This window comes from Streptococcus sp. 9903 (assembly GCF_013276625.1).
Lineage (GTDB): Bacteria > Bacillota > Bacilli > Lactobacillales > Streptococcaceae > Streptococcus.
Genome location: NZ_VMLI01000023.1, coordinates 17,480 through 39,419, shown reverse-complemented (window position 1 = coordinate 39,419; position 21,940 = coordinate 17,480). Strand labels below are relative to the sequence as shown.

At 42.8% G+C, this 21,940-nt stretch carries 28 protein-coding genes; 10 read left to right on the top strand and 18 right to left on the bottom strand.

What is annotated here, in order from left to right; all coding sequences use genetic code 11:
- Positions 1–93 precede the first annotated feature (93 nt).
- The 10 genes from HT696_RS08670 to HT696_RS08625 form a co-directional block, all read right to left on the bottom strand.
- Entirely contained in the window at positions 94–1,191 is a 1,098-nt protein-coding gene (locus HT696_RS08670; protein ID WP_173282464.1) for a nucleotidyltransferase, read from the bottom strand.
- Positions 1,192–1,200: 9 nt separating this feature from the next.
- Entirely contained in the window at positions 1,201–1,941 is a 741-nt protein-coding gene (locus tag HT696_RS08665; RefSeq protein ID WP_345789495.1) for a class I SAM-dependent methyltransferase, read from the bottom strand.
- 109 nt (positions 1,942–2,050) lie between these two features.
- Positions 2,051–2,404, bottom strand: a complete 354-nt coding sequence (gene rsfS, locus HT696_RS08660) for a ribosome silencing factor (RefSeq protein WP_049551563.1) — start codon at positions 2,402–2,404, stop codon at positions 2,051–2,053.
- Positions 2,405–2,998, bottom strand: coding sequence for a bis(5'-nucleosyl)-tetraphosphatase (symmetrical) YqeK (yqeK, locus tag HT696_RS08655; RefSeq protein WP_173282463.1), 594 nt, complete (start codon positions 2,996–2,998; stop codon positions 2,405–2,407).
- Positions 2,998–3,627 carry a nicotinate-nucleotide adenylyltransferase gene (locus HT696_RS08650; protein ID WP_000963705.1) on the bottom strand — a complete coding sequence of 210 codons (630 nt, stop codon included), beginning with the start codon at positions 3,625–3,627 and terminating at the stop codon, positions 2,998–3,000. The genes yqeK and HT696_RS08650 overlap by 1 nt, the downstream gene beginning before the upstream one ends.
- Positions 3,628–3,677: 50 nt before the next feature.
- Positions 3,678–3,989, bottom strand: coding sequence for a ribosome assembly RNA-binding protein YhbY (yhbY, locus tag HT696_RS08645; protein ID WP_000060169.1), 312 nt, complete (start codon positions 3,987–3,989; stop codon positions 3,678–3,680).
- Between the two features lie 214 nt (positions 3,990–4,203).
- A complete protein-coding gene (gene yqeH, locus HT696_RS08640) occupies positions 4,204–5,310 on the bottom strand; it encodes a ribosome biogenesis GTPase YqeH (RefSeq protein ID WP_173282462.1) in 1,107 nt (368 codons plus the stop codon).
- A 2-nt stretch (positions 5,311–5,312) separates the two neighbouring features.
- Positions 5,313–5,840, bottom strand: a complete 528-nt coding sequence (locus HT696_RS08635) for a YqeG family HAD IIIA-type phosphatase (RefSeq protein ID WP_125443532.1) — start codon at positions 5,838–5,840, stop codon at positions 5,313–5,315.
- A gap of 16 nt (positions 5,841–5,856) precedes the next feature.
- Positions 5,857–6,762 carry a magnesium transporter CorA family protein gene (locus tag HT696_RS08630; RefSeq protein ID WP_173282461.1) on the bottom strand — a complete coding sequence of 302 codons (906 nt, stop codon included), beginning with the start codon at positions 6,760–6,762 and terminating at the stop codon, positions 5,857–5,859.
- Positions 6,763–6,822: 60 nt separating this feature from the next.
- Complete coding sequence (locus HT696_RS08625; protein WP_001168881.1) at positions 6,823–7,383, bottom strand: mechanosensitive ion channel domain-containing protein; 561 nt, start codon at positions 7,381–7,383, stop codon at positions 6,823–6,825.
- A 138-nt stretch (positions 7,384–7,521) separates the two neighbouring features.
- On the opposite strand from HT696_RS08625, the gene sstT reads away from it, so the two are divergent.
- From sstT to queF, 9 genes are all read left to right on the top strand, one after another.
- Positions 7,522–8,727, top strand: coding sequence for a serine/threonine transporter SstT (sstT, locus tag HT696_RS08620; protein WP_173282460.1), 1,206 nt, complete (start codon positions 7,522–7,524; stop codon positions 8,725–8,727).
- 66 nt (positions 8,728–8,793) lie between these two features.
- Positions 8,794–9,747, top strand: coding sequence for an aromatic acid exporter family protein (locus tag HT696_RS08615; protein WP_173282459.1), 954 nt, complete (start codon positions 8,794–8,796; stop codon positions 9,745–9,747).
- A gap of 143 nt (positions 9,748–9,890) precedes the next feature.
- Complete coding sequence (locus HT696_RS08610) at positions 9,891–10,271, top strand: MarR family transcriptional regulator (RefSeq protein WP_173282458.1); 381 nt, start codon at positions 9,891–9,893, stop codon at positions 10,269–10,271.
- Between the two features lie 100 nt (positions 10,272–10,371).
- Positions 10,372–10,593, top strand: coding sequence for a DUF4649 family protein (locus HT696_RS08605; protein ID WP_173282457.1), 222 nt, complete (start codon positions 10,372–10,374; stop codon positions 10,591–10,593).
- A gap of 15 nt (positions 10,594–10,608) precedes the next feature.
- A complete protein-coding gene (gene trxA / locus HT696_RS08600; protein ID WP_001029579.1) occupies positions 10,609–10,923 on the top strand; it encodes a thioredoxin in 315 nt (104 codons plus the stop codon).
- 201 nt (positions 10,924–11,124) lie between these two features.
- The gene (queC, locus tag HT696_RS08595) at positions 11,125–11,778 is read left to right on the top strand and encodes a 7-cyano-7-deazaguanine synthase QueC (protein ID WP_173282456.1); all 654 of its coding nucleotides are present in this window, start codon (positions 11,125–11,127) and stop codon (positions 11,776–11,778) included.
- Positions 11,778–12,221, top strand: coding sequence for a 6-carboxytetrahydropterin synthase QueD (gene queD, locus HT696_RS08590; protein WP_173282455.1), 444 nt, complete (start codon positions 11,778–11,780; stop codon positions 12,219–12,221). Before queC ends, queD begins: the two co-directional genes overlap by 1 nt.
- A complete protein-coding gene (queE, locus tag HT696_RS08585; RefSeq protein WP_173282454.1) occupies positions 12,214–12,930 on the top strand; it encodes a 7-carboxy-7-deazaguanine synthase QueE in 717 nt (238 codons plus the stop codon). Before queD ends, queE begins: the two co-directional genes overlap by 8 nt.
- Positions 12,931–12,948: 18 nt before the next feature.
- Positions 12,949–13,440: a preQ(1) synthase gene (gene queF / locus HT696_RS08580; protein ID WP_000082579.1), complete on the top strand. Its 492-nt coding sequence runs from the start codon at positions 12,949–12,951 to the stop codon at positions 13,438–13,440.
- A 208-nt stretch (positions 13,441–13,648) separates the two neighbouring features.
- Here the strand turns inward: queF and HT696_RS08575 are convergent, their stop codons facing one another.
- The gene (locus HT696_RS08575; protein ID WP_173283565.1) at positions 13,649–14,317 is read right to left on the bottom strand and encodes an aquaporin; all 669 of its coding nucleotides are present in this window, start codon (positions 14,315–14,317) and stop codon (positions 13,649–13,651) included.
- A 254-nt stretch (positions 14,318–14,571) separates the two neighbouring features.
- Here HT696_RS08575 and HT696_RS08570 point away from each other — a divergent pair, with 254 nt between their 5' ends.
- Positions 14,572–15,336 carry a (S)-acetoin forming diacetyl reductase gene (locus HT696_RS08570; protein ID WP_173282452.1) on the top strand — a complete coding sequence of 255 codons (765 nt, stop codon included), beginning with the start codon at positions 14,572–14,574 and terminating at the stop codon, positions 15,334–15,336.
- A gap of 107 nt (positions 15,337–15,443) precedes the next feature.
- Here the strand turns inward: HT696_RS08570 and HT696_RS08565 are convergent, their stop codons facing one another.
- From HT696_RS08565 to HT696_RS08535, 7 genes are all read right to left on the bottom strand, one after another.
- The gene (locus tag HT696_RS08565) at positions 15,444–16,235 is read right to left on the bottom strand and encodes a DUF2785 domain-containing protein (protein WP_173282451.1); all 792 of its coding nucleotides are present in this window, start codon (positions 16,233–16,235) and stop codon (positions 15,444–15,446) included.
- A gap of 61 nt (positions 16,236–16,296) precedes the next feature.
- A complete protein-coding gene (locus HT696_RS08560; protein ID WP_173219559.1) occupies positions 16,297–17,079 on the bottom strand; it encodes a deoxyribonuclease in 783 nt (260 codons plus the stop codon).
- Positions 17,080–17,098: 19 nt separating this feature from the next.
- Complete coding sequence (pepF, locus tag HT696_RS08555; protein ID WP_173219562.1) at positions 17,099–18,895, bottom strand: oligoendopeptidase F; 1,797 nt, start codon at positions 18,893–18,895, stop codon at positions 17,099–17,101.
- Positions 18,896–18,905: 10 nt separating this feature from the next.
- Positions 18,906–19,649, bottom strand: coding sequence for a 16S rRNA (uracil(1498)-N(3))-methyltransferase (locus HT696_RS08550; protein WP_173219565.1), 744 nt, complete (start codon positions 19,647–19,649; stop codon positions 18,906–18,908).
- A 1-nt stretch (position 19,650) separates the two neighbouring features.
- Positions 19,651–20,601, bottom strand: coding sequence for a 50S ribosomal protein L11 methyltransferase (prmA, locus tag HT696_RS08545; protein WP_173283564.1), 951 nt, complete (start codon positions 20,599–20,601; stop codon positions 19,651–19,653).
- A gap of 13 nt (positions 20,602–20,614) precedes the next feature.
- Positions 20,615–21,511 carry a GIY-YIG nuclease family protein gene (locus HT696_RS08540; RefSeq protein ID WP_173219571.1) on the bottom strand — a complete coding sequence of 299 codons (897 nt, stop codon included), beginning with the start codon at positions 21,509–21,511 and terminating at the stop codon, positions 20,615–20,617.
- The gene (locus HT696_RS08535) at positions 21,512–21,940 is read right to left on the bottom strand and encodes an NUDIX hydrolase (protein WP_173219574.1); all 429 of its coding nucleotides are present in this window, start codon (positions 21,938–21,940) and stop codon (positions 21,512–21,514) included.

Genomic DNA, 21,940 nt, shown 5'->3' with positions numbered 1-21,940 from the left:
ATATATACGGCAAGGCGATGTTGACGTGGTTTGAAGAGATTTTCGAAGAGTATTATTCGTAAAAAATCTCAAAAAGCCTACCTTTCAGTAGACTTAGTTTCTTTCTATTCTAATCGGCACTCTTCCAAAATTCTGTTCTGCTATACTTGGATTTCCAAGTTGATAAATCTGGTCTGCCTCTTGGGTCATAGCATCCCAAGGTTCTCTGCCAATTCGGCTGACTATATGGACCTGCCCTTTCAGGGACTTAAGGTGTTGTCTTCCTTTTTCAGTAAATCCAAGGACATGAATGGCTTCTGGCAAGTCACCTTCTCTAGCTTGCACCAAGATATAGGGCAATAGGCGTCTGACACGCGCCTTAGTGTAACGTTTGGTGGCAACCGCCTCGACCAATTCGTCAACAGACTGGGCTATCTTGATGGCTTCCTTAATGCGCACAGCCATTTCTTGATTGACCTGATAGATGGTGGTTAGGTCGGGATTTGACAAGATTTGATAGCGGAGCAAGGGAAAATAGTCATCCCAGCTCACCTTACTGGCCTGCTCAAATAGGGCAACAGAAGGCATAAAGCGTTCTAAGAAATCTTGGTCCTTCTGGTGTTGACGGAGGGCTGTTGCCGAAGCAAAGTCCACATCTTTATCCACAGAATGGTAACCCGCCCCCTGACGCTGAATCGGATGCAGCTTGATATTTCGTCCTGCAACCGCCTTGGCATAAGCCAGAGCAAGGACATGATTGGGTGTATTGCCTGAAAAATCAAGATCTGCAAATTCCTTCCACATGGCTTGGGTTTTCTGTGGATAGGAAAGAGAATCAGGCAGATTTTCCACAAATTTCTCCATCTCAGCCCCCTGCTCTGTGTATAAGTCAGCGATTTTCTGGTAATCTAGAACTTCCTCCGTCCCAAAAGCCAGAGTATCAATGCCCAACCTAGCCAAGATATCCACAGCTCCTTGGCCGAAGAAATCCGCCGCCTGAACACTGACTAAAAAGGGCAATTCCACCACCAGATCCGCTCCATTTTCCAGTGCCATCTGGGCCCTTGTCCACTTATCCACAATAGCAGGCTCGCCTCTCTGCATGAAATTTCCAGACATAGCCACGACTTTCAGTCCTTCAGCTTGTTCCAGCAGGTATTTGTGTCCATTATGAAAAGGATTAAACTCCGCGATAATACCTGTGATGGTCATGATAATCTCCTACTTCTGCGCGACAAAAAACCAACGGGTGCTGGTTTCTGTTGGCTCCTTGTCCTCAAAGTCTGCATAGAGTTTGAAAGACTTAAATCCAGCCTGTTCCAGCAAAATATCATAGGTCAGAACCTCATAAGTCCGCTCCTCATGCACTTCATCGTGGCGACTAAAGGAACCGTCAGACTCCTTGACAAAGAAAGTCAACTCATGCACGATGGAGTGAGGTGCCGCATCCTCATAAGTATCCCAAAGCATTGCAAAATCTTCTGCATTTTCATGATAAGAATAGCCTGGAAAAACTTCGTCTGTCTGGTAGGTCGAATGCACATCAAAGATAAAGACACCATCTTCGTTGAGGGAATTATAAACTTCCTTAAAGACGTCTCCTACTTCCACTTCATCCTGCATGTAGCAGATTGAGTCCGAATAACAAGTGACAAAATCATATTGACCTGCCTTGGACAAATCCAGCATATTGCCTTCAATAAAATCAATCTTTTGCTTGGCTGAAGCCGCCCTCTTCTCAGCAATCTTCAACATATCTCCACTCAAGTCAAGTCCAGTCACATCAAAACCAGCCTGAGAGAAGCGCACTGATTGAATTCCTGTACCACAAGCCAATTCCAAGAGTTTCTTTCTCTCCTTGGTCTTAGGCAAGTGACGAAGCGAAAAATCCGTCCATTTGTCGTATAAACTGTCATCCATAACCGCATCATAGACCGCCGCAAAGGTTTCATAAGTTGCCATAATCATCATACCAAGAGCGTCAATGGCAAACACCACTCGCCCTTTACCTTTCTATCAATTTTGCTAAAATAAGCAAAGAAACCCAGTTGACTACAACTGAGTTCGTCTTCTAAGCAAGAGCTTCTGAAATATCTACTGAATCCGCCTCATGCCATAGTTTTTCTAGGTTATAGTGGGCACGCATTTCTTCCGAAAAGACATGCACAACGACAGCGCCGAGGTCTAGTAGGACCCAGCCTCCAGCTGCATCACCTTCGATATGGCTACCTTTAAAGCCTGCATCAGCTACTTTTTCACGGATGTTATCAGCGATAGCGTCCAACTGACGGCTATTCATTGAGCTAGTGATAACAAAGTAGTCTGTCACGCTAGTCAAATCTTGTACATCAAGTGCGAGGATATCCTCCGCGCGTTTCTCATCAGCCGCTTTCACGACTAGTTCTAGTAATTCTTTTTCGTTCATTTAGTCCTCTTTCAAATAGTGCACAAAGGCGTTATAGGTTTCAAGGGTTTGGGGATAGATGGGGAATCCCTGATGAGCTAGATGCTCCACGGTACGAGCTGTTTCGTAGGCCACTGCCTTATTGAGCGATAGACTCGCAATCTCACGCGCCACGTCCACTCCAGGAAAGGCACGATTGTGCTCGATATAGTCTGCGACATAGATAACCTTATCTAAGTCGGTCATCTGACCAGCTCCGACTGTATGGATTTCAATAGCTCGTAGGATTTCTGGATTATGCAAATTCAAATCTTCTTGAATCTTGTAGATGCCAATCATACCATGCCAGACATTATTACCCCAATTTTTGAGATCAGGATCTAGCTGATAACGGTCAATCAAGTCCAGAAATTCTTGATCTGACAACTTCTTAGCATAGTCATGAAGAAGGCCTGCTAGACCTGCCTTCTCACTATCCACACCAAAGCGCTGAGCCAGTTCTATGGCTGCACGCTCCGCACCCAAGCAATGGGTTAAGCGTTTTTCAGGCAGAAGCTCTGCCATTTTTTCCAACAAAGCCTCACGAGAGCAGTTGATATAGTCTTGATAGACCATCAGTAGAGACCCTCCTTCTCGATGTAGTCTAGCACAGGCTGAGGTAGGAGAAAGTTGGGTTTCCGACCTTGGGCAAGGAAGTCCCGCACCATGCTGGACGAGATGTCCATGAGAGGCACATCCACCCAGATAACGGGATAGGAAGTCCCTGCCTTGTAGCGTGGGCGCTGAACCCCTACAAACTGAACCATATCGACCAGCTCATCAATTCGGTACCACTTAGGCAGATAGTCCACCATATCGGCACCTATGATAAAGTAATAATCCGTATCTGGATTCTTCTCTGTTAAAATCTTCATGGTGTCGTAGGTATAGGAAATGCCCTTGCGCTCCAACTCAATAGTTTCAATGGCCAGACCTTCAATCCCCTCAATCGCCAACTCAAGCATCTTGAGACGATGGTGCTCAGGGATGGTTTCCTTTTTATCTACGTGAGGAGGTTGGTACTCAGGCATGAGCAGAACTTGGTCCAGTCCCAACTGCTGGCGCACTTGATCCGCAACGATCAGATGGGCATTGTGAACAGGGTTAAAATTCCCCCCTAAAATCCCGACTTGTTTGCGTTTTTTCTCCTTGATTTCTGGCTCCAACTCTACCTTGGTAAAGGGGGTCAATAATTCGATTGCCATAGGCTAGTCTCCTTTATTTCTCTGTATAAACAGTTATTTGGAGTAGGTTTTTAGATTTCTTTGACTTTTTTAGAAATCTTGCGATTCTCTTTCTTGCTGGATTGTTTAAACAAAATCAAGATGCGTCCGATTTTTTGGACTGTATCCACACCGATTTCTTCTTCCAAAATTTCAGCTACTTCGTGGATATTTTCATCGGTGTTTTGCAAAAGAGTAACCTTGATCAATTCACGGGCATCAAGAGCCTGACGGACGCTGGTTTTGATTTGGTCGTTGAGTCCATTTTTCCCGATTTGGATGATGGGTTTGAGGGTGTGTGCCTGACTGTTGAGGAAGGCACGTTGTTTTGATGTTAATGACATAATTTCTTTAAAAGAGTTTCTTTTTATACTTTTCTGAAGTGGTGACGGACGTCAGCAAAGTCCTTCGGACTTTCATGACTAAAATTTGAGCCTAAGGTCTCAAATTTTCCGCAGTTGGTACAATCACTTGTACCAACTAGCACCACAGCGAAAAGTATTCCCTATGGGGCTCGCCCTGCTCGTCCGAGTTCAGAAAACCCTTTCCTTTCTGTGTTTAAATAATTGCTTTTCGTGTGACGACGGCGACGCCTTCTGGTGCCCAGACGGCGACTTTTGCGGTGCCTGTTACGCGAATCCAGCCGAGTCCAGAGATGACTAGGTCTGTCTTGTCCTTAATGTTAAAGACATGTTGGACTAGTTTTGGAAAATCTTCTTTTTCCTTGCTATTTGGTGGGGTTAGAAGAGTTCCAAGGTGCTTGTCGTAGAAAGCACCAGCGCCTTCAAGCTTAGTACGATGGAGTTTCAATTCATTGTCAAAGAAGGCAGTGAAACCTTGCTTCTCACCCGCAATGAAGTCAAAACGTCCGAGACCACCTAAAAATAGAGTTTGTTCAGGATTGAGCTGATAGGTTTTAGGTTTGATTTCCTTTTTAGGGCTGACATACTTGAGGTTTTTGGCCGTCAAGTAGTGGGCCATCTGGTGGCGGTGGATAATCCCCGGCGTATCGTAGATATAAGATCCGTCGTCAAGCGGAATCTCAATCTTATCCAAGGTTGTCCCTGGGAAACGCGAAGTCGTAATGACATTCTGATCACCCGTGATTTCTTGGATAATGGCATTGATTAGAGTTGATTTTCCAACGTTGGTCACACCGACCACATAGACATCACGGCCCTTACGGTAGTGTTCAATCTTGTCGATGACTTCCTTAATGGCATATTTGTTTTGTGCTGAAGTTAGGACGACATCGACTGGACGAAGACCTTCTTCGTGGGCACGTTCCATGAGCCACTGGCTAATCTTGCTCGGCTTAACTGACTTAGGCAGGATATCTTTTTTATTCCCGACCAAGAGGACATCATTACCCGATACAAAACGTGGCAAACCTGGGATAACAGAGCCATTAAAGTCAAAGATGTCAATGACATTGACCACCAAGGCATCACTATCTCCCACCTCGTGCAAGAGTTTGAGGAAATCATCGTCCGTCAACTGGACATCCGTGATTTCATTGTAGTGGCGGAGACGGAAACAGCGTTGGCAATAGACTTCGCCAGTCTCCAAACCTTTTTCGAGTGCCGACTGGGGAGTAAAGCCAAGACCAGCCTTGTCTGTCGTCTGAATGGTTGCTCCACAACCAATACAGAGAATTTCTTCCATAGTTAAATTCCTTTTTTATATGTAATCGGTCCGTACGTTTCAGTGATTTTTCGCATCACACGACGCTCACGAGCTCGGTTAATCTGTGTTTTAATCGAGTCATGTTGGACCAAGGGTTTGACTAAAATCGAGCGAATGCCAGCACGGTGGGCTGCTCGTATATCTGTCATGAGCTGGTCGCCAACCATGACCACTTCGCTTTTCTCATAGTGGAATTCCTTCATGGCACGGTCAATCCCAAATGTGAAGGGTTTCAGAGCCCAATAGACGTAATCAATTCCAAACTTCTCAACTGCTCTTTGGACGCGTTTCTTAGTGTTATTTGAGACTACGATAATGCGAATGCCCGCGTCCCGAAGATCATGTAGCCATTGCTTCATCTCTGGCGTCCCATCAGGGTTGTTCCAAGCAATGAGGGTATTATCCAAATCGACCAAAACAGCCTTGATTCCCTGCGCCTGCAGGCTTGGGACTGTCAGATCATAAACTGCTTCCACAGCAAAATCTGGCATGTAATTTTCAATCGCCATTCTGGCTCCTTCTCTTTTATTTTCTAGTAATTTTCTTCATCCATTGAGATAAGGCTGCCCATAAAATCAAGCTAGCCATTAAGATATAAATCCAAGCATTTGGCTCTTCTGTAAATGGTAGAGGAACATTCATTCCGAAGAAACCTGTAATAACCGCAAGTACTGCTAGTAAGACGGAGATAATAGTCAAAATTGACAAACTATCATTCAAGTTATTGTTTAGGATGTTGTTGTAAGAAGCTGAGAGTTGTTGCAAGACTTGAGAAATCAAGTCTGTCATAGACACCAACTGATGGGCTTCAATCATGGCATCATCAAACTGCTCTCGTTCGACATCATTAAATCTCCGATAAAGAGCATGGCCCTGGATATGTTCCAAGAGGAGTCGATTTTGTTTTGCTGCTGCTGTCAAGTAAACCATACCAGTCTCCAAGTCAGAGAGGGCGAAGAGATTTTTCTTTGTTGTAGTTTGACGTAGCAAGGCACTAATTTCGTCCTTACTTTTATCCATCTCTTCAATGACAGGATAATAAGCGTTACTGATAATCTCTAAACCAGCAAAGAGAAACTTGTAAATAGAAAGCGACTCATGGCTATCCAGATAAGCTGACATCTGATCAATGACATAAGCATTCTTATGGTTGCTGATGGTAATCATTCGTTGTCTTTCGACGATAAAGGTCATGGGAATCGCTTCATAATATTCTTTGTCTTTTTCTAAATCAAGAACATTATAAATAAAGGTTACCGTCTCCGTTTCACGGTTATAATCCATATGAGCTCGTTCATTTCTATCCAGAGCATACTCAATGGTTTCCTTGTCCAATCCATAGATGTCAGAAAGATCTTCCATATTTTTAATCTTATCCACATCAAGGTCTATCCAAATACAACCATTGCCCAACTGCTTTTCTAAAAACATCTTTTTTTCTCCTTTATTAAACTCTTTCTATTGTACCACAAATTACTTAAAATAACAGGTCTAGTCTGTGCGTGAGAAATTGCTAACAACCGTGATATTTCGGTTAGGGACAAAGTGAAGGGCTTGCTCCTCGCTACGAAGCTGGGTCGTACGAATTCCCACGCTGACGACCTTGCCCGATACAGTAATAGGACCATTTGTCAGAACGACCTCATCTCCCACATCCAGTTGACGTTCAAAAAGGATGAAAAAGCCATTGATGACATCAGACAGAAAACCTTGGGCTCCCATCCCAATGGCCACCCCAGCAATCCCAGCTCCAGCCAACAAACTAGATACAGGTAAGCCTAAAATCGATAAAATACAGTAGAGTAAAAAGAAATATAGCGTATAATTAAACACATTTTCTAGTAAACGCGCAATAGTCTTTTGGCGCCCGACATCATGATGAGACATTTTTAGAGAAGGTTTGACAATTCTCTGCACCATAGTATGAAGCATTTTTTTAGCAATATAAAATACAATCAAAAGCAGTAAAAGAGAAATGATCTTGGTGAGAATATTCTCGATAATAGTTGTCACATCTAGCTTTTCAATATAAGCTTGAATAAATTTTTGCATATAAAACTCCTTTATTTCATTATACCATACTTTTATCGGTCTCATTCTCCATAAATATTCAAAAAATAGACAGAAAATTCTTGATTTTGCCTATCATTTATACTATAATCATAATCACTACATAAAAAGGAGATTATTATGAAAAGAATCATTCATGCTTGGAACAAGGCAAGCCTGATCAAACGTATCTTGATTGGTATGCTTTGTGGGGGAATCCTAGGACTGACCCTTCCTAATCTCTCAGGGATTGGGCTACTCGGGGATTTATTCGTCGGAGGTCTAAAAGCTGTTGCTCCTATCCTAGTCTTTGCCCTCGTTGCCAATGCCCTTTCCCAACACCAAAAGGGGCAAGATAGCAATATGAAAACTGTTATTTTCTTGTATATCCTAGGAACTTTTGCTGCTGCTCTTGTAGCTGTACTAGCAAGTTTCATCGTCCCTATTGAAATTACCCTAAATAGTGCCAATACTGAAATTGCACCACCAGATGGGATTGGGCAGGTCCTCAGCAACCTCTTACTCAAACTGGTTGACAATCCAGTCAATGCCCTGCTTACTGCCAACTACATCGGTATCCTATCTTGGGCAGTTGTTTTCGGGATTGCCATGAGAGAAGCCAGCAAAAATAGTAAAGAATTACTAAAAACTATCGCTGACGTGACTTCTAAAATTGTCGAATGGATCATTAACCTAGCCCCATTTGGTATCCTTGGTCTTGTCTTCAAAACCATTTCTGATAAGGGAATCGGAAGCCTAGCCAACTATGGTATTTTATTGGTTCTATTAGTAACGACTATGCTTTTTGTTGCCCTTGTGGTCAACCCTTTGATTGCCTTCTTCTTTATGAGACGCAATCCTTACCCTCTAGTTTGGAACTGCCTCCGTGTCAGCGGTGTAACAGCCTTTTTCACTCGTAGTTCTGCGGCTAACATTCCTGTCAACATGAAACTCTGCCATGACCTTGGACTCAACCCAGATACCTATTCTGTTTCTATCCCACTTGGTTCTACTATCAACATGGCTGGAGCAGCGATTACCATTAACGTTTTGACCCTTGCTGCAGTTAATACTCTTGGAATTCCTGTTGACTTTGCCACAGCCTTTGTCCTCAGTGTAGTAGCAGCTATCTCAGCCTGCGGTGCTTCTGGTATTGCTGGAGGTTCCCTCCTTCTTATCCCAGTTGCTTGTAGCCTTTTCGGTATTTCTAACGATATTGCCATGCAAGTTGTCGGAGTTGGTTTTGTGATTGGGGTCATCCAAGACTCATGTGAAACAGCCCTTAACTCTTCTACAGATGTCCTTTTTACTGCCGTTGCCGAATACGCAGCAGCCCGTAAAAAATAAGCAAGAAGACAAGCCTGCTCAGGTCTTGTCTTTTACGCTTTTATGCTAACTTATTAGGAAATTCTTATGTCTATTAGCCAACGTACGACCAAGCTCATCTTAGCTACCTGTCTTGCCTGTTTTCTTGCTTATTTTCTCAATCTTTCGTCAGCAGTTTCAGCTGGAATTATCGCTCTCTTGAGCCTATCTGATACGCGTAGAAGTACCTTAAAACTGGCTCGCAATCGACTCTTTTCCATGATTCTAGCTCTGGCTATCGGTGTTCTAGCTTTTCACTTGAGCGGATTTCATATCTGGAGCCTTGGCCTCTATCTGGCTCTTTATGTTCCCCTAGCCTACAAGATGGGCTGGGAAATTGGCATCACACCAAGTAGCGTCTTGGTTAGTCACCTCTTGGTACAAGAGTCAACCTCTCCAGACCTCCTAGTCAATGAATTCCTTCTCTTTGCTATCGGTACTGGATTTGCTTTACTGGTCAATCTCTACATGCCTTCACGAGAAGAGGAAATCCAGTACTACCATACGCTGGTGGAAGAAAAGTTAAAAAATATTCTCCTACGCTTCAAATATTATTTATCCAGAGGGGATGGACGCAACCGAGCACAGCTGGTGGAAGAATTAGACACTCTTTTGGAAAAAGCCCTCAAACTAGTCTATCTAGATCACTCTGACCACCTCTTTCACCAGACCGACTACCATATCCACTACTTTGAGATGAGACAGCGACAAAGTCGTATCCTGCGAAATATGGCCCAGCAAATCAACACCTGTCACCTAGCTGCCAGTGAAAGCCTGATTTTAGCGCAGCTCTTTTCAAAAATTGCCGGTCAACTGAGTCAGACCAATCCTGCTTCTGATTTACTAGATGAAATTGAACGCTATCTGGAAGTCTTCCGCAACCGCAGTCTACCCAAAACAAGAGACGAATTTGAAACCCGCGCCACCCTTCTTCAACTCCTACGTGAAGCCAAAACCTTCATCCAAGTAAAAGTTGACTTTTATCAAAAATATGGACAGTAAAAAATAAAACCACTAAAAAACAGAGCTTGCCAGCTCTTTTGAAAAGTAGTATAATTATTGCATGCGCAATCATCTTGTGATGCAGAGACTGTCCGTGAATGGACATTCTTCTATGTTATAACTCTAAAAAGAGAGGAGATACTATGACCTATTTGGAAAAATGGTTTGACTTCAATCGGCGTCAGAAAGAAATTGAAAGTCTCTTGGAAGAGACTATTGCCCAGCAGAGCGAGCAAAGTCTGACCTTGAAAGAGTTTTACCTGCTCTACTATCTGGACTTGGCTCAAGAAAAATCTCTACGCCAGATTGACCTGCCAGATAAACTTCATCTGAGCCCGAGCGCTGTTTCTCGGATGGTGGCTCGCTTGGAAGCTAAAAATTGCGGTCTACTCAGTCGCATGTGTTGCCATCAAGATAGACGCTCTAGTTTTATCTGCCTGACAAGTGATGGGCAAAAGACACTGACCTCGCTACAAAAGGCTGTCGAAGCAAGCTTGGAAACTGGTTTGAACTTCTTGATTTAAGATGATTTTAGAAAAAAAGTTGCGTGCGCAATCATTTTTCTTGACATTCTCTTTTACAAGGAGTAAAATAAAGTCATCATTAAACAAAGGAGTTTTAAACATGATTGAAATCACCTATTTAGATGCCAGCAAGAACGAAAGAACTGTATCCTTCGATTCTTATGAAGACTTTGATCGTTCGCAACAAGCTTGCCTTATCGGCGTCGCAGACTACTACCCTGTCCAAAAATTAACCTACAACGGTCATGATTTGGACTATCATGGGACTTACGGAGATGTCTTCTTCTATCTCAAGAAACAAGATTTAAGCCAATATAACTAAAAAAGGAGAAATACAATGGCAAAAGCAATTACAGATGCAACATTCGAACAAGAAACTAAAGACGGTTTGGTCTTGGTAGACTTCTGGGCAACTTGGTGTGGTCCATGTCGTATGCAAGGTCCAATCTTGGATAAATTGTCTGAAGAACTTTCAGAAGATGTTTTGAAAATCGTTAAAATGGACGTTGATGAAAATCCAAACACAGCTCGTGCTTTTGGAATCATGTCTATCCCAACTCTTCTCTTCAAAAAAGACGGCCAAGTTGTCAAACAAGTTGCTGGTGTTCACACAGCAGACCAAATCAAGGCCATCGTTGCTGAATTGAGCTAATCACATTAGAGACCAAGTACTTGCTTTGGTCTCTTTTTTCTTGCCCTTTGCCATTTTTCAAAAAATATGCTAGACTGTATGTAGAATATTACGATGTTTGGGACACGCCATCGCTAAAAAAAACCTTGACTTGGTATTTTTTAGCTCCCTCATGGGAGCTTTTTGCGTGCTCTGAACATTTCCCATTTTGGAAGGAGTACTATGAAACGTCAATCAGCCTTGGTCGTCTTTAGTGGCGGTCAAGATTCTACAACCTGCCTCTTTTGGGCTAAAGAACACTATGAAACGGTCGAAACCGTTACCTTTGCCTACGGTCAACGTCACCATTTCGAAATTCAAGTTGCCCAAGAAATCGCTAAGGAACAGGGGATCCGTCATCATATCCTAGATATGTCTCTGCTGGGACAAATCACTGAAAATGCCTTGACTTCTGATCTGGAAATTGAGCAAAAAGAGGGAGAGGTTCCCAATACCTTTGTCGACGGTCGCAACCACCTCTTTCTATCTTTTGCGGCAGTTCTTGCCAAGCAACGGGGCATTAAAGACATCGTGACAGGTGTCTGCGAGACAGACTTCTCAGGCTACCCTGACTGTCGGGATGCCTTTGTCAAATCCCTCAATGTCACCCTCAACCTTGCCATGGATTACGACTTTGTTATCCAAACACCTCTCATGTGGCTGGACAAGGCTGAAACTTGGGAATTAGCTGACAAACTCGGTGCCTTTGACTATGTTCGTGAAAAGACCTTAACCTGCTACAACGGAATTATCGGGAGTGGCTGCGGAGATTGTCCAGCCTGCCACCTACGTCAACATGGTTTAGATGTTTATCTCTCACAGAAAGGAGAAGCCTAATGTTTTTTGCACCCAAAGAAATCAAACAGGAAACTGGGGAGTCTCTTGTCTACAATCCTCACAGAACCTTGGTATCAAAAGAATTTACCTTTGATGCTGCCCACCACCTCTTTCACTATGAGGGAAAATGCAAATCCCTGCACGGCCACACCTATCATCTGCAGATTGCTGTCAGTGGATTTTTAGATGAACGTGGCATGACCTACGATTTCGGAGACATCAAAGCGATCTACAAGAACTACTTAGCGCCCCACTTGGATCATCGCTATCTCAATGAAACCCTGCCCTATATGAACACGACTGCTGAAAATATGGTTTACTGGATTTTCCAAACCATGAATCAAGAGTTACCAGACGAACGTGGTCTCCGTTTGGAATACGTTCGCCTCTATGAGACTCCGACTGCCTTTGCGGAGTTTAGACGGGAGTGGTTAGATGACTAGGGAACGTGTCCTCAAACTACCAGTTTTGGAAATTTTTGGCCCAACCTTTCAAGGCGAAGGCCGTGCAATCGGGCAGAAAACCATGTTTGTCCGCACTGCTGGTTGCGACTACCACTGCGACTGGTGCGACTCTGCCTTTACATGGGATGGCTCTGAAAAACCAACTCGCATGACTGCTGACGAGGTAATTGCTGCCTTGGATAAATTGGGGAGCTACGACTATGTCACCCTGTCTGGGGGAAATCCTGCTATCCTAGCAGCCAACATGGCTGAGCTAGTAACCAAACTCAAAGAACGTGGTGTCACTCTAGCTGTTGAGACCCAAGGCTCCCGCTGGCAAAATTGGTTGAAAGACATCGACCAGGTTACTCTCAGCCCCAAACCTCCTTCATCCAAGATGGAAGTCAACTTTGAGACCTTGGACTTTATCGTTTCCCAACTTGATCCAGACAAGATCACCTTTAAAATCCCTGTCTTTGACGATGCAGATTTGGCCTTTGCCAGAGGCATACAAGAACGTTACCAACCAGATGTTCTTTTCTTATCTGCAGGAAATCCTGAGCCCAAGGCTAGAGGCAATATTGTCCAAGACCAACTGGACCGCCTCAAAGAACTCTGGGAACGCATCGCTGCCGACGATAGCTGGGGCAATGTCCGCGTCCTTCCTCAACTACATACCCTCCTCTACGATAATCAACGTGGTGTTTAAGATTAGAAAGAAAAAATCATGTCACAACAAGAAGAAATGAAAAACCTAAGCCTACTAGGCAACAAAGAAACCAACTACATCTTTGACTATCAACCAGAAGTCCTCGAATCCTTTGACAATCGTCATGTGGAAAATGACTATTTCATCAAATTTAACTGTCCTGAATTTACCTCACTTTGCCCAATCACTGCTCAGCCAGACTTTGCGACCATTTATATTTCCTACATTCCTGACAAGCTCTGTGTTGAGTCAAAATCCCTCAAACTTTACCTCTTTAGCTACCGAAACCACGGAGATTTCCACGAAAACTGCATCAACACCATTGGGAAAGACTTGGTCAACTTGCTAGACCCTCGCTATTTAGAGGTCTGGGGAAAATTTACACCTCGCGGTGGCATTTCAATCGACCCCTACTACAACTACGGTAAGCCAGGAACTAAATATGAAGGCTTGGCAGAACAACGCCTCTTCCAACACGACCTTTATCCAGAGAAAATTGACAACCGTTAATACTCTTCGAAAATCTCTTCAAACCGCGTCAACATCGCCTTGCCGTAGGTATGTTACTGACTTCGTCAGTTCTATCTGCAACCTCGAAGCAGTGCTTTGAGCAACCTGCGGCTAGTTTCCTAGTTTGCTATTTGATTTTCATTGAGTATAAATAGATACGAAAAAGCCCTGTTCCTCAAGATGAGGAGCAAGGCTTTTTGAGTTTCAATTATTCTTCTGTTCCAAGGAAGTTTTTCGCAACGAGGGCTGCAAGAACTCCACCAGCGATTGGTGCAAGGATGAAAATCCAAACTTGTTGAAGGGCTGCGCCACCGACCAAGACAGCTGGTGCCAAGCTACGAGCTGGGTTTACTGAAAGACCAGTGATGTTCAATCCAACAAGAATCATTGCCATCAAGGACAAACCAATTACCAAACCAGCAATCGCGCCATTGCCCTTGCTTGCTGATGTCACCGTCATGATAACCAAGACAAACAAGAAAGTTGCGATGACTTCAAACAAGAATCCACCAAAGACAGTGACACCGTTTGCCAAGGCATTTTCACCAAGACTAGCAGTTGACATACCTGAGTTAGCCAAGAGGAAGAATACCGCGCCAGAAGCAATAAAAGCTCCAACAACCTGGCCAAGGATGTAGTTGACAAGGTCTTTTGATGACAAACGTTTGTTTACAAACATAGCAATTGAAACAGCTGGGTTCAAGTGAGCACCTGAAACAGTTCCGATTGAGTAGGCTGCAACTACGATGGCTAAACCAAAGGCAAAGGCGATCCCTAGGTGACCAAGACCTTCAAGACCATTTCCAAAAACAACAGCTCCTGTTCCAACGAACACAAGCATGAACGTACCGATTAACTCAGCGACAAATTTTTTCATTTTCTTTCTCCTTTTTTCAAAAACTAGATACTAGTCTATCAAAAGAGGGAAAGGGTTTCAAGAAAATTGCTTGGAAATTTTCAGGATAGAATTCTATAAAAACGGTAGCATTTATTTGAAACATTTTTTCTAAAGTTATATAATGTCAATATAGTTCTAATTAGTTATTCATTCCCTAATTTGAACTAATTTTACAACTTTGCTGTTCTTTTATGAACGTTTGAATGGTATCGTGGATACCAAGGAGGAATCATATGTCTAAAGTTGCTATTGTCACAGGTGCAGGTCAAGGAATCGGTTTTGCAATCGCAAAACGATTGGTTCAAGATGGCTTTAAGGTAGGAGTCTTAGACTACAATCCCGAAACAGCTGAAAAAGCTGTTGCCGCATTATCAGCTGAAAATGCCTTTGCTGTCGTGGCCGATGTTTCGAAACAGGCAGAAGTTGCACAAGCATTTCAAAAGGTTGTTGACCATTTTGGTGATTTGAATGTTGTCGTAAATAACGCTGGTGTTGCTCCCACTACTCCTCTTGATACAATTACTGAGGAACAATTTACACGCACTTTCGGTATCAACGTTGGTGGTGTCATTTGGGGTTCACAAGCTGCACAAGCGCAATTTAAAGCACTTGGCCACGGAGGTAAAATTATCAACGCAACCTCTCAAGCTGGTGTAGTCGGTAATCCAAATCTAACTGTTTATGGTGGAACCAAATTTGCTGTTCGCGGAATTACGCAAACATTAGCACGTGATTTAGCAGACTCAGGCATCACTGTTAACGCCTACGCACCAGGTATTGTGAAAACACCAATGATGTACGACATCGCTCATGAAGTTGGTAAAAATGCAGGAAAAGATGACGAGTGGGGTATGCAGACATTTGCAAAAGATATTACCCTAAAACGTCTATCTGAACCAGAAGATGTGGCTGCTGCTGTCAGCTTCCTTGCAGGACCAGATTCAAACTACATTACAGGACAAACCATTATCGTTGATGGTGGTATGCAATTCCATTAAGATACACAAAAAGAGGTTGGAAAATGATTCAACCTCTTTTATTAGTTTTCATTATTAGTTAGGAGGATACAATAGAAACTCTTTCAATAAATAATATTAGCTTATCCCTAGTATTGAAAAGACTGGATGGCTTCTTTCAAGTCATCTTGTAAACTATTTCTCTGGTCAAGTTGGACATAGACTTCCAACAGACAGGATCTGAAGTTGGAAAATTTATAAAAATCTTCCCTTTCTTCTATAGGAAAGTCAACAGCTTTTATCCAAGAAGCTACTTGCTCTTGCTCCAACTTCCCTTGTAAAATAGGTTCATAGATCACTCTTGCTAAACGCCAATCTTCATCATCTGTAAAACGAATGGGAATTCTTTTAAATAATGGACCAAGTATGTCAAATACTTCATGAACTCTGTTTTTAGGAAAGTCTGGATGACAAACCACCTCTGTCAGTAAATCGGCTCCATGTGCAAAAGTGTGAACCCAACCATACTGACTTGAAAAACCTGTTGTATCCTTTTCTTTTGAAAGATAATACAAACCTTGATTTAAAAGGACATTACGAATTTCTGATTTTAATCTCTGATAGAAAATCGATTGCTGGTTGGCATCTGCAGACAAGAGATTTGCATAAATAAGCGCCCTAAAAGAACGTTCAAGGGTTGACAAGCCTACCTTATCAATCTCTTTGTCTAGTCCTCCATCAGCTGAGACCACATCAGCAATGAAGTGAAATTGTTCCTGTGTAAATAGTTCTTCCTGAATCCCTCTAGCAAAGCTTGTAAAAACAAGGTCATCACGAATTTCTGGAGAAGAATCTCCCAAGTGATCAAGCAACCATTGGATTTCTTCATCATGATAACTTAGTTTTTCTTCTGCTATTTTTCTAAGTAACTCTTGATACATGGTCAATACCTCTACATTTCTAGCAACTGTTCAAAAGGCCAGCCCAAGATAACTTTCTATCTTATTCTTTTTTAGATAGAGTTTTTCCTGCAGCAATTGCATCGGCCTCTGTCATCTCGACAACATTAGATTTAATAGTTTTTGAAGGCATTCTATCCTTACTATACCAATAAACTTTTGATTTTCCATGGTTTGCAACATAGACAATTCTATCTTGCTGTTGGGCTTTAGTTTCAGCTTCACGTGCATTTCTTTTCTCTTCTTCTTTTTGAGAAATTAATGACTCAACTGCACCTATCCTGTCGAGCAATTCTGCCTTTTTATCGTTATTTTCAATCTGATTAACTGTTTCTTTGGCAGACTTCACTTGACTCGGATCTTGACTTTCTTCCAATTGTTTGACTAAGTCTTCACCTTTTTCTTGCAACTCATTTGCGGCCTTTTCTTTGGCAATTCTCTCTTCTTCTGCTTTTTCTTTAGCTTTTTTCTCATCTTCAATTCGTTTCGCCTCCTCTATGCTAGATGAAGTATCCGCCGTTGAAGATGTAGAAGCAGTAGATGTCATAGTCTGCTTAGTTTCTGACTGAGAAGATGAAGTTTTCTTTGTGACTGTTGGGGTTTGAAGAACAACTGCAACAAAACTAACAATGAAAAGCCCTATCATTAAATTTCTTTTTCGAATATCTGGTGCTTTCTTTACAAAATACCAAATACCAACTCCACTCAAAACTAGATAGAGAGTAGGCAAAGCAATCAATAAAATGATTCCCAATAAAACTAGACCAATTTTGATAAAACGTATTCTTTGTGAATCCTGCTCCAGCCATTTTTTAATTCTGTTCATATCGTTATCCTAAATTCCTTTACTCTCCCAACTGGGCACTGTAGGCGATAATCTGGTCAACCGTGTCTGACAAGAATTGAATGGTATCACGGAGTGGTTTGTCTGTTGAAATATCGGCTCCGATAATCATGGCTGACTCAAGCGGTGTCTTGCTACCACCTGATTTGAGGAGATTGAGCCAGTCCTCAGCTCCAGTTTCTGAGTTTTTAAGATGGAGGTAACCTGCAGTCGAGATGACTAGTCCTGCTGAGTAAGTGTAACTATACAAGCCCATGTAATAATGAGCTTGGCGCATCCAAATCAAAGCTGCATCATCGTCGATTTCAATGGCATCTCCCCAGAAATCCGTCAAAACTTCCTTCATAATGCTGTTGAGCTTACTTGCTCCAAAGGTCTTCCCTTCTTCAATCAATGTATACACCTTACGCTGGAAGGCTGCTTCCAAGAGGTGGGTAATAAAATTATGGAAGTAGGTGTCTGTCAAGCGGTGAGCAAGGGCAAAACGTTTTTGACGAGAGTCGTCAGACTGGTGCTCCAAGTAGTCACTGAGGAGCAATTCATTGAAGGTTGACGGCGCTTCAACATAGTAGGTCGACATGTGGGCATTAAAGTAGCTTTGATGATTATCTGAAAAGATGAATTGACCAGAATGCCCGATTTCATGAATCAAGGTATAGACATCGCTCAAACGGCCTGTCCAGCTCATGAGGACATATGGATGAACGCGATATGGGTCCGCTGCATAGCCACCAGAATCCTTGCCACTATTGGCAGCAAAGTCCACCCAGCGCTCTTCTTGATAACGAGCAACTTCCTGACAATATTCTTGCCCCAAAGGTTCTACCGACTTCATGACCAAATCATAGGCATCGTCAATAGTCACTTGAGGATTCAGGACGCTGTCCAAGTCCAATTTCCAGTCTGCAAAGGTCATCTTTTCAAGACCATTTACCTTGGCAACATGCTTGAGGTATCTCTGAGCAACGGGTGCAAAATCCTTCATGATGAGGTCAATCTGACGGTCAAACATGGCACGGTCCACTTCTTGCTCAGCCAGAAGATAATCAAAGACAGAGTCGTATCCCTTCATATCTGCCAAGAGTTTTTCAGACTTGACTTGGGCTAAATAGGCTGCTGCAGCCGTATTTTGGTGCTTACGCAGTCCTTCTGAAAAGGAACGAAAGGATTTCTCACGAACCTCAGCGTTCTCATGGTTTTGGTAGAAGTTCTCATAGGTAACAAAGCTATTTTTGTAGGTCTTGCCATGGGCTTCAAAGTCAGCCATTTCGAAATCCCCAGCTCGCATCTTAGTATAAATGTCCTGTGGACTATAGAAAACTTCACCCAGATTGGTCAAGGCCTTCTCCACATCAGCTCCTAGATAGTGGGCTTTTTTGATTTTGGCCTGACGAATGGCAGCCGTTAAATGTGGCAATTTACCCAAACGGTCCAAGACTTCCTCATCAGCTTCCACCAAGGCATCGTCAAAAAAGGTCAAGGCTACGCTGGCATCTGTTTCAAATTCCATCCCAGCTTGAGCAATGTTGGCAAATTCGTCATTGCTATAATCTGTCGTCTGAGGCATAAATCCATAGTTGCCAATATGGCTCATCTGAATGTAGATTTGCTCCAATTCCGCAAAGGCCTTTTCAAAATCCTCAAAAGTATGAAGATTCCCCTTATAGTCACGGCTAAATTGGTTGATGTCTTCACGAGCTTTCTCGATTGCACGCAAGAAATCCTCGCGGTCTTGGTATAGGGCTGTTAAGTCCCAGAGTTCCTTCTCTGGAAATTCTGAACGGTGTTTTTGTTCCATTTTCTTCCTCTTATTTCTCTAATTCTAATAAAACACTAAGGGCTGATAAGGCGTAAAGCGGTGCTGTTTCTGCTCTTAGAATGCGAGGACCAAGTCCTGCCAAGACTGCTCCCTTAGCTTCAAAACTCTCAATTTCTGTAGGTGACAGACCACCTTCTGGACCAAAGATAAAGAGCAATTTGGCTCCTTTTTCAAGACCAGAGACCGCTTGTAAGAGCGCAGCGGCTTCTCCTTCTTTAGCCGACTCTTCATAAGCCACTACGACGCGGTCAAACTGGTCAAGTTGGGCTAGAAAATCTGCTTTCTTCTCAAAAAGCTGAATACTTGGAACCATATTACGCTTGCTTTGTTCTGCTGCTCCAAGGGCGATTTTTTCTAGTTTTTCAACCTTTTTACCCAATTTCTTGCCATCCCACTTAGCAACGGACCAATCTGCAGGAAAGGCCCAGATTTTGCTGGCTCCGAGCTCGGTTACTTTTTGAGTGATAAACTCTAGCTTGTCCCCCTTGGGAAATCCAGATGCAATGGTCACTTGAACGGGCAGTTCCACATTGTCAGCTAGTTCTTCTACCAATTCAAACTGACAAGCTTCCACATCCAGCACACGCGCCAAATGCTTGATACCATCATCAAAGACTAAGGTCACCTCATCATCTTCTTTCAAGCGCATAACCTGAAACATATGCTTGCCGGTTTCCTTGTCCTCGATGGTGACAGGAGAGATCGCACTGCCCCTGACAAAATACTGCTGCATGCTAGCCTCCAATCACACCGGAAATATCCTTGGTTTTCTTAAAGACACAGGCATTCCATTCCCCTTGAACCATGTGAGTTTCGAGGAAAAATCCAGCTGACTCAGCCGACTCGCGCACCATGTCCCACTTGTCCTTGATAATGCCACTCATGATGAGGTAGCCTTCATCCTTGACCAAGCGATAAGCATCATCCGTCAGATGAACGAGGATATCCGCCAAGATATTAGCTACAATCACATCTGCCTCAATCTCAACACCCTTAAGCAAGTCTCCTGCTTCTACATGGATGTTTTCCATACCAGGGTTTAGCTCAATATTTTCCTGAGCAACTCGAACTGCTACATCATCCAGGTCGTAGGCGAAAATTTCCTTAGCACCAAGCAGCGAGCTGGCAATAGAAAGGACACCTGATCCAGTCCCCACATCTAGCACCGTTTCGCCACCACGAAGGACCTGCTCCAAGGCAAAGAGGCTCATCTTGGTAGTTGGATGGGTCCCCGTACCAAAAGCCATACCTGGATCCAGCTTGATAATCTTTTCTCCAGCAGTCGCCTCATAGTCTGTCCAAGACGGCACAATGGTCAAATCATAAGTAATACGAGCTGGTTCATAATATTTCTTCCAGTTGTCTGCCCAGTCTTCCTCAGCCAAGGCAGTCGTCCCCATCTTGATCTCACCCAAATCCATAAAATCTGTTAATTCTGCTAGGCGAGCCTGCAAGTCTGTCTCAACCACTGCCACATCAACTGTATCAGGATAGTAGGCTGTCACTACGATTTCTTCTTGCTGCTCAACCTCTGGGAAAATCTCGCCAAAACGATCCACATTCCCCACATAGTCCATGCTGTCTTCAATCGCAACTCCTTGCGCCCCCAGCTCAATCAAGAGATTGGAAACCAATTCCTCTCCCTCACGCTTAACTGTAACTTTTAACTCTTGCCATGTTTCCATAAATTTTTCCTTATCAATCTATTAATTCTTCTAATTCTTTTAAAGTTCTTCCATCCTGATCTTTCCAATCAGTTCGACCGTTCGTTTGCATACCCAGCAAAAAAGCCGCTGCATAAGAAGGGCTAGAAAAAAGTTGTTTTTCTTTTAACACTCCATCTTGAATGACCCGAGAAGCTATTAAATTCTGACGCATTTCTTTTAAACTTGCTGGAAGGTATGGAGAATCCTTTATTTCTACTTGACTTCCTTCTAAAACAACAAAACCTTCAGTTGTCCGTTCACAAGTTGCTTCTATTACTTTGTTAGATTTCTTAGTTTTACGCTTTAAATAAAGATAAGTTGAATGATTATCAGTCAAATCTTGACTAACTTCCTTTGTCATTGGAACAAAAACACGATAACCTAGAGTTCCAATAATCATTAGCGTATTTTCAACAATTTCATCCAGTTCAGATTCCTTTTCCTCAGTCACATTATCAGGATTTGGATCATTACCATTTTTCACAATATAGCGACCAGCTTCTTTAGCAAGTTGAGTAAATTTATTTTCCAAATAGCTAATTTCTGTTGGACCAAAAGAATTATTTTGAGTTGTTAGAATGATGACATCATTAAAATAATCTGCATGAGTATCGCGGGTATGCTCTTGAATTCGCAACAATACCCCTTCACCATTTTTTCGAGTTGTCGCCTGACCAATATAGGTCACATCTTTCTGTTTATCTTCATCTCGACCAAATAAGAAATAAATACCACTTTGTTTCATTTCATCACGCGACTTTAAATCTCCCAATTGAATACGAGGTATTTTGTAAATCACTCCCGTCCAATTTGACAAAGTACATTTGATTTTTCCAGTTACTTCACCATCCATGAGAAACATATTAATATTTTTGCTAAGCTTTGCCATTTATCGAACTTCTTCCAAATAATCCCTCACCCTATTCTGCAACTGAGGCACAACTTGACTGGAATTAAGAAATTCCTCAGTAGTCATCAGCTGATAGCCCTGCCCTTCATCTCCAAATACGATACTGTCAAACTGGGCCTGTGTCAACAGACCGACTAGAAATACAGATTGTTTATCCGCAAAAAGCATACTTGGATAAACCTTACTCCAAAGCAGACAATCCTCAGTCAGATGAATTCCCAGTTCTTCATAAACTTCACGCGCCACGCACTCAAAAGGACTTTCATCCCCCTCTCGTCCACCACCGGGTAGTTCCCATATATTAGCCCAGGGAATGTTTGCCCTATCATCTCGTAAGATAGTCAGAAGCTTATCTCCGCAAAACAAAGCAATCTTACAGCCTGTGAAATCAGAAATTTCTATTTCCAT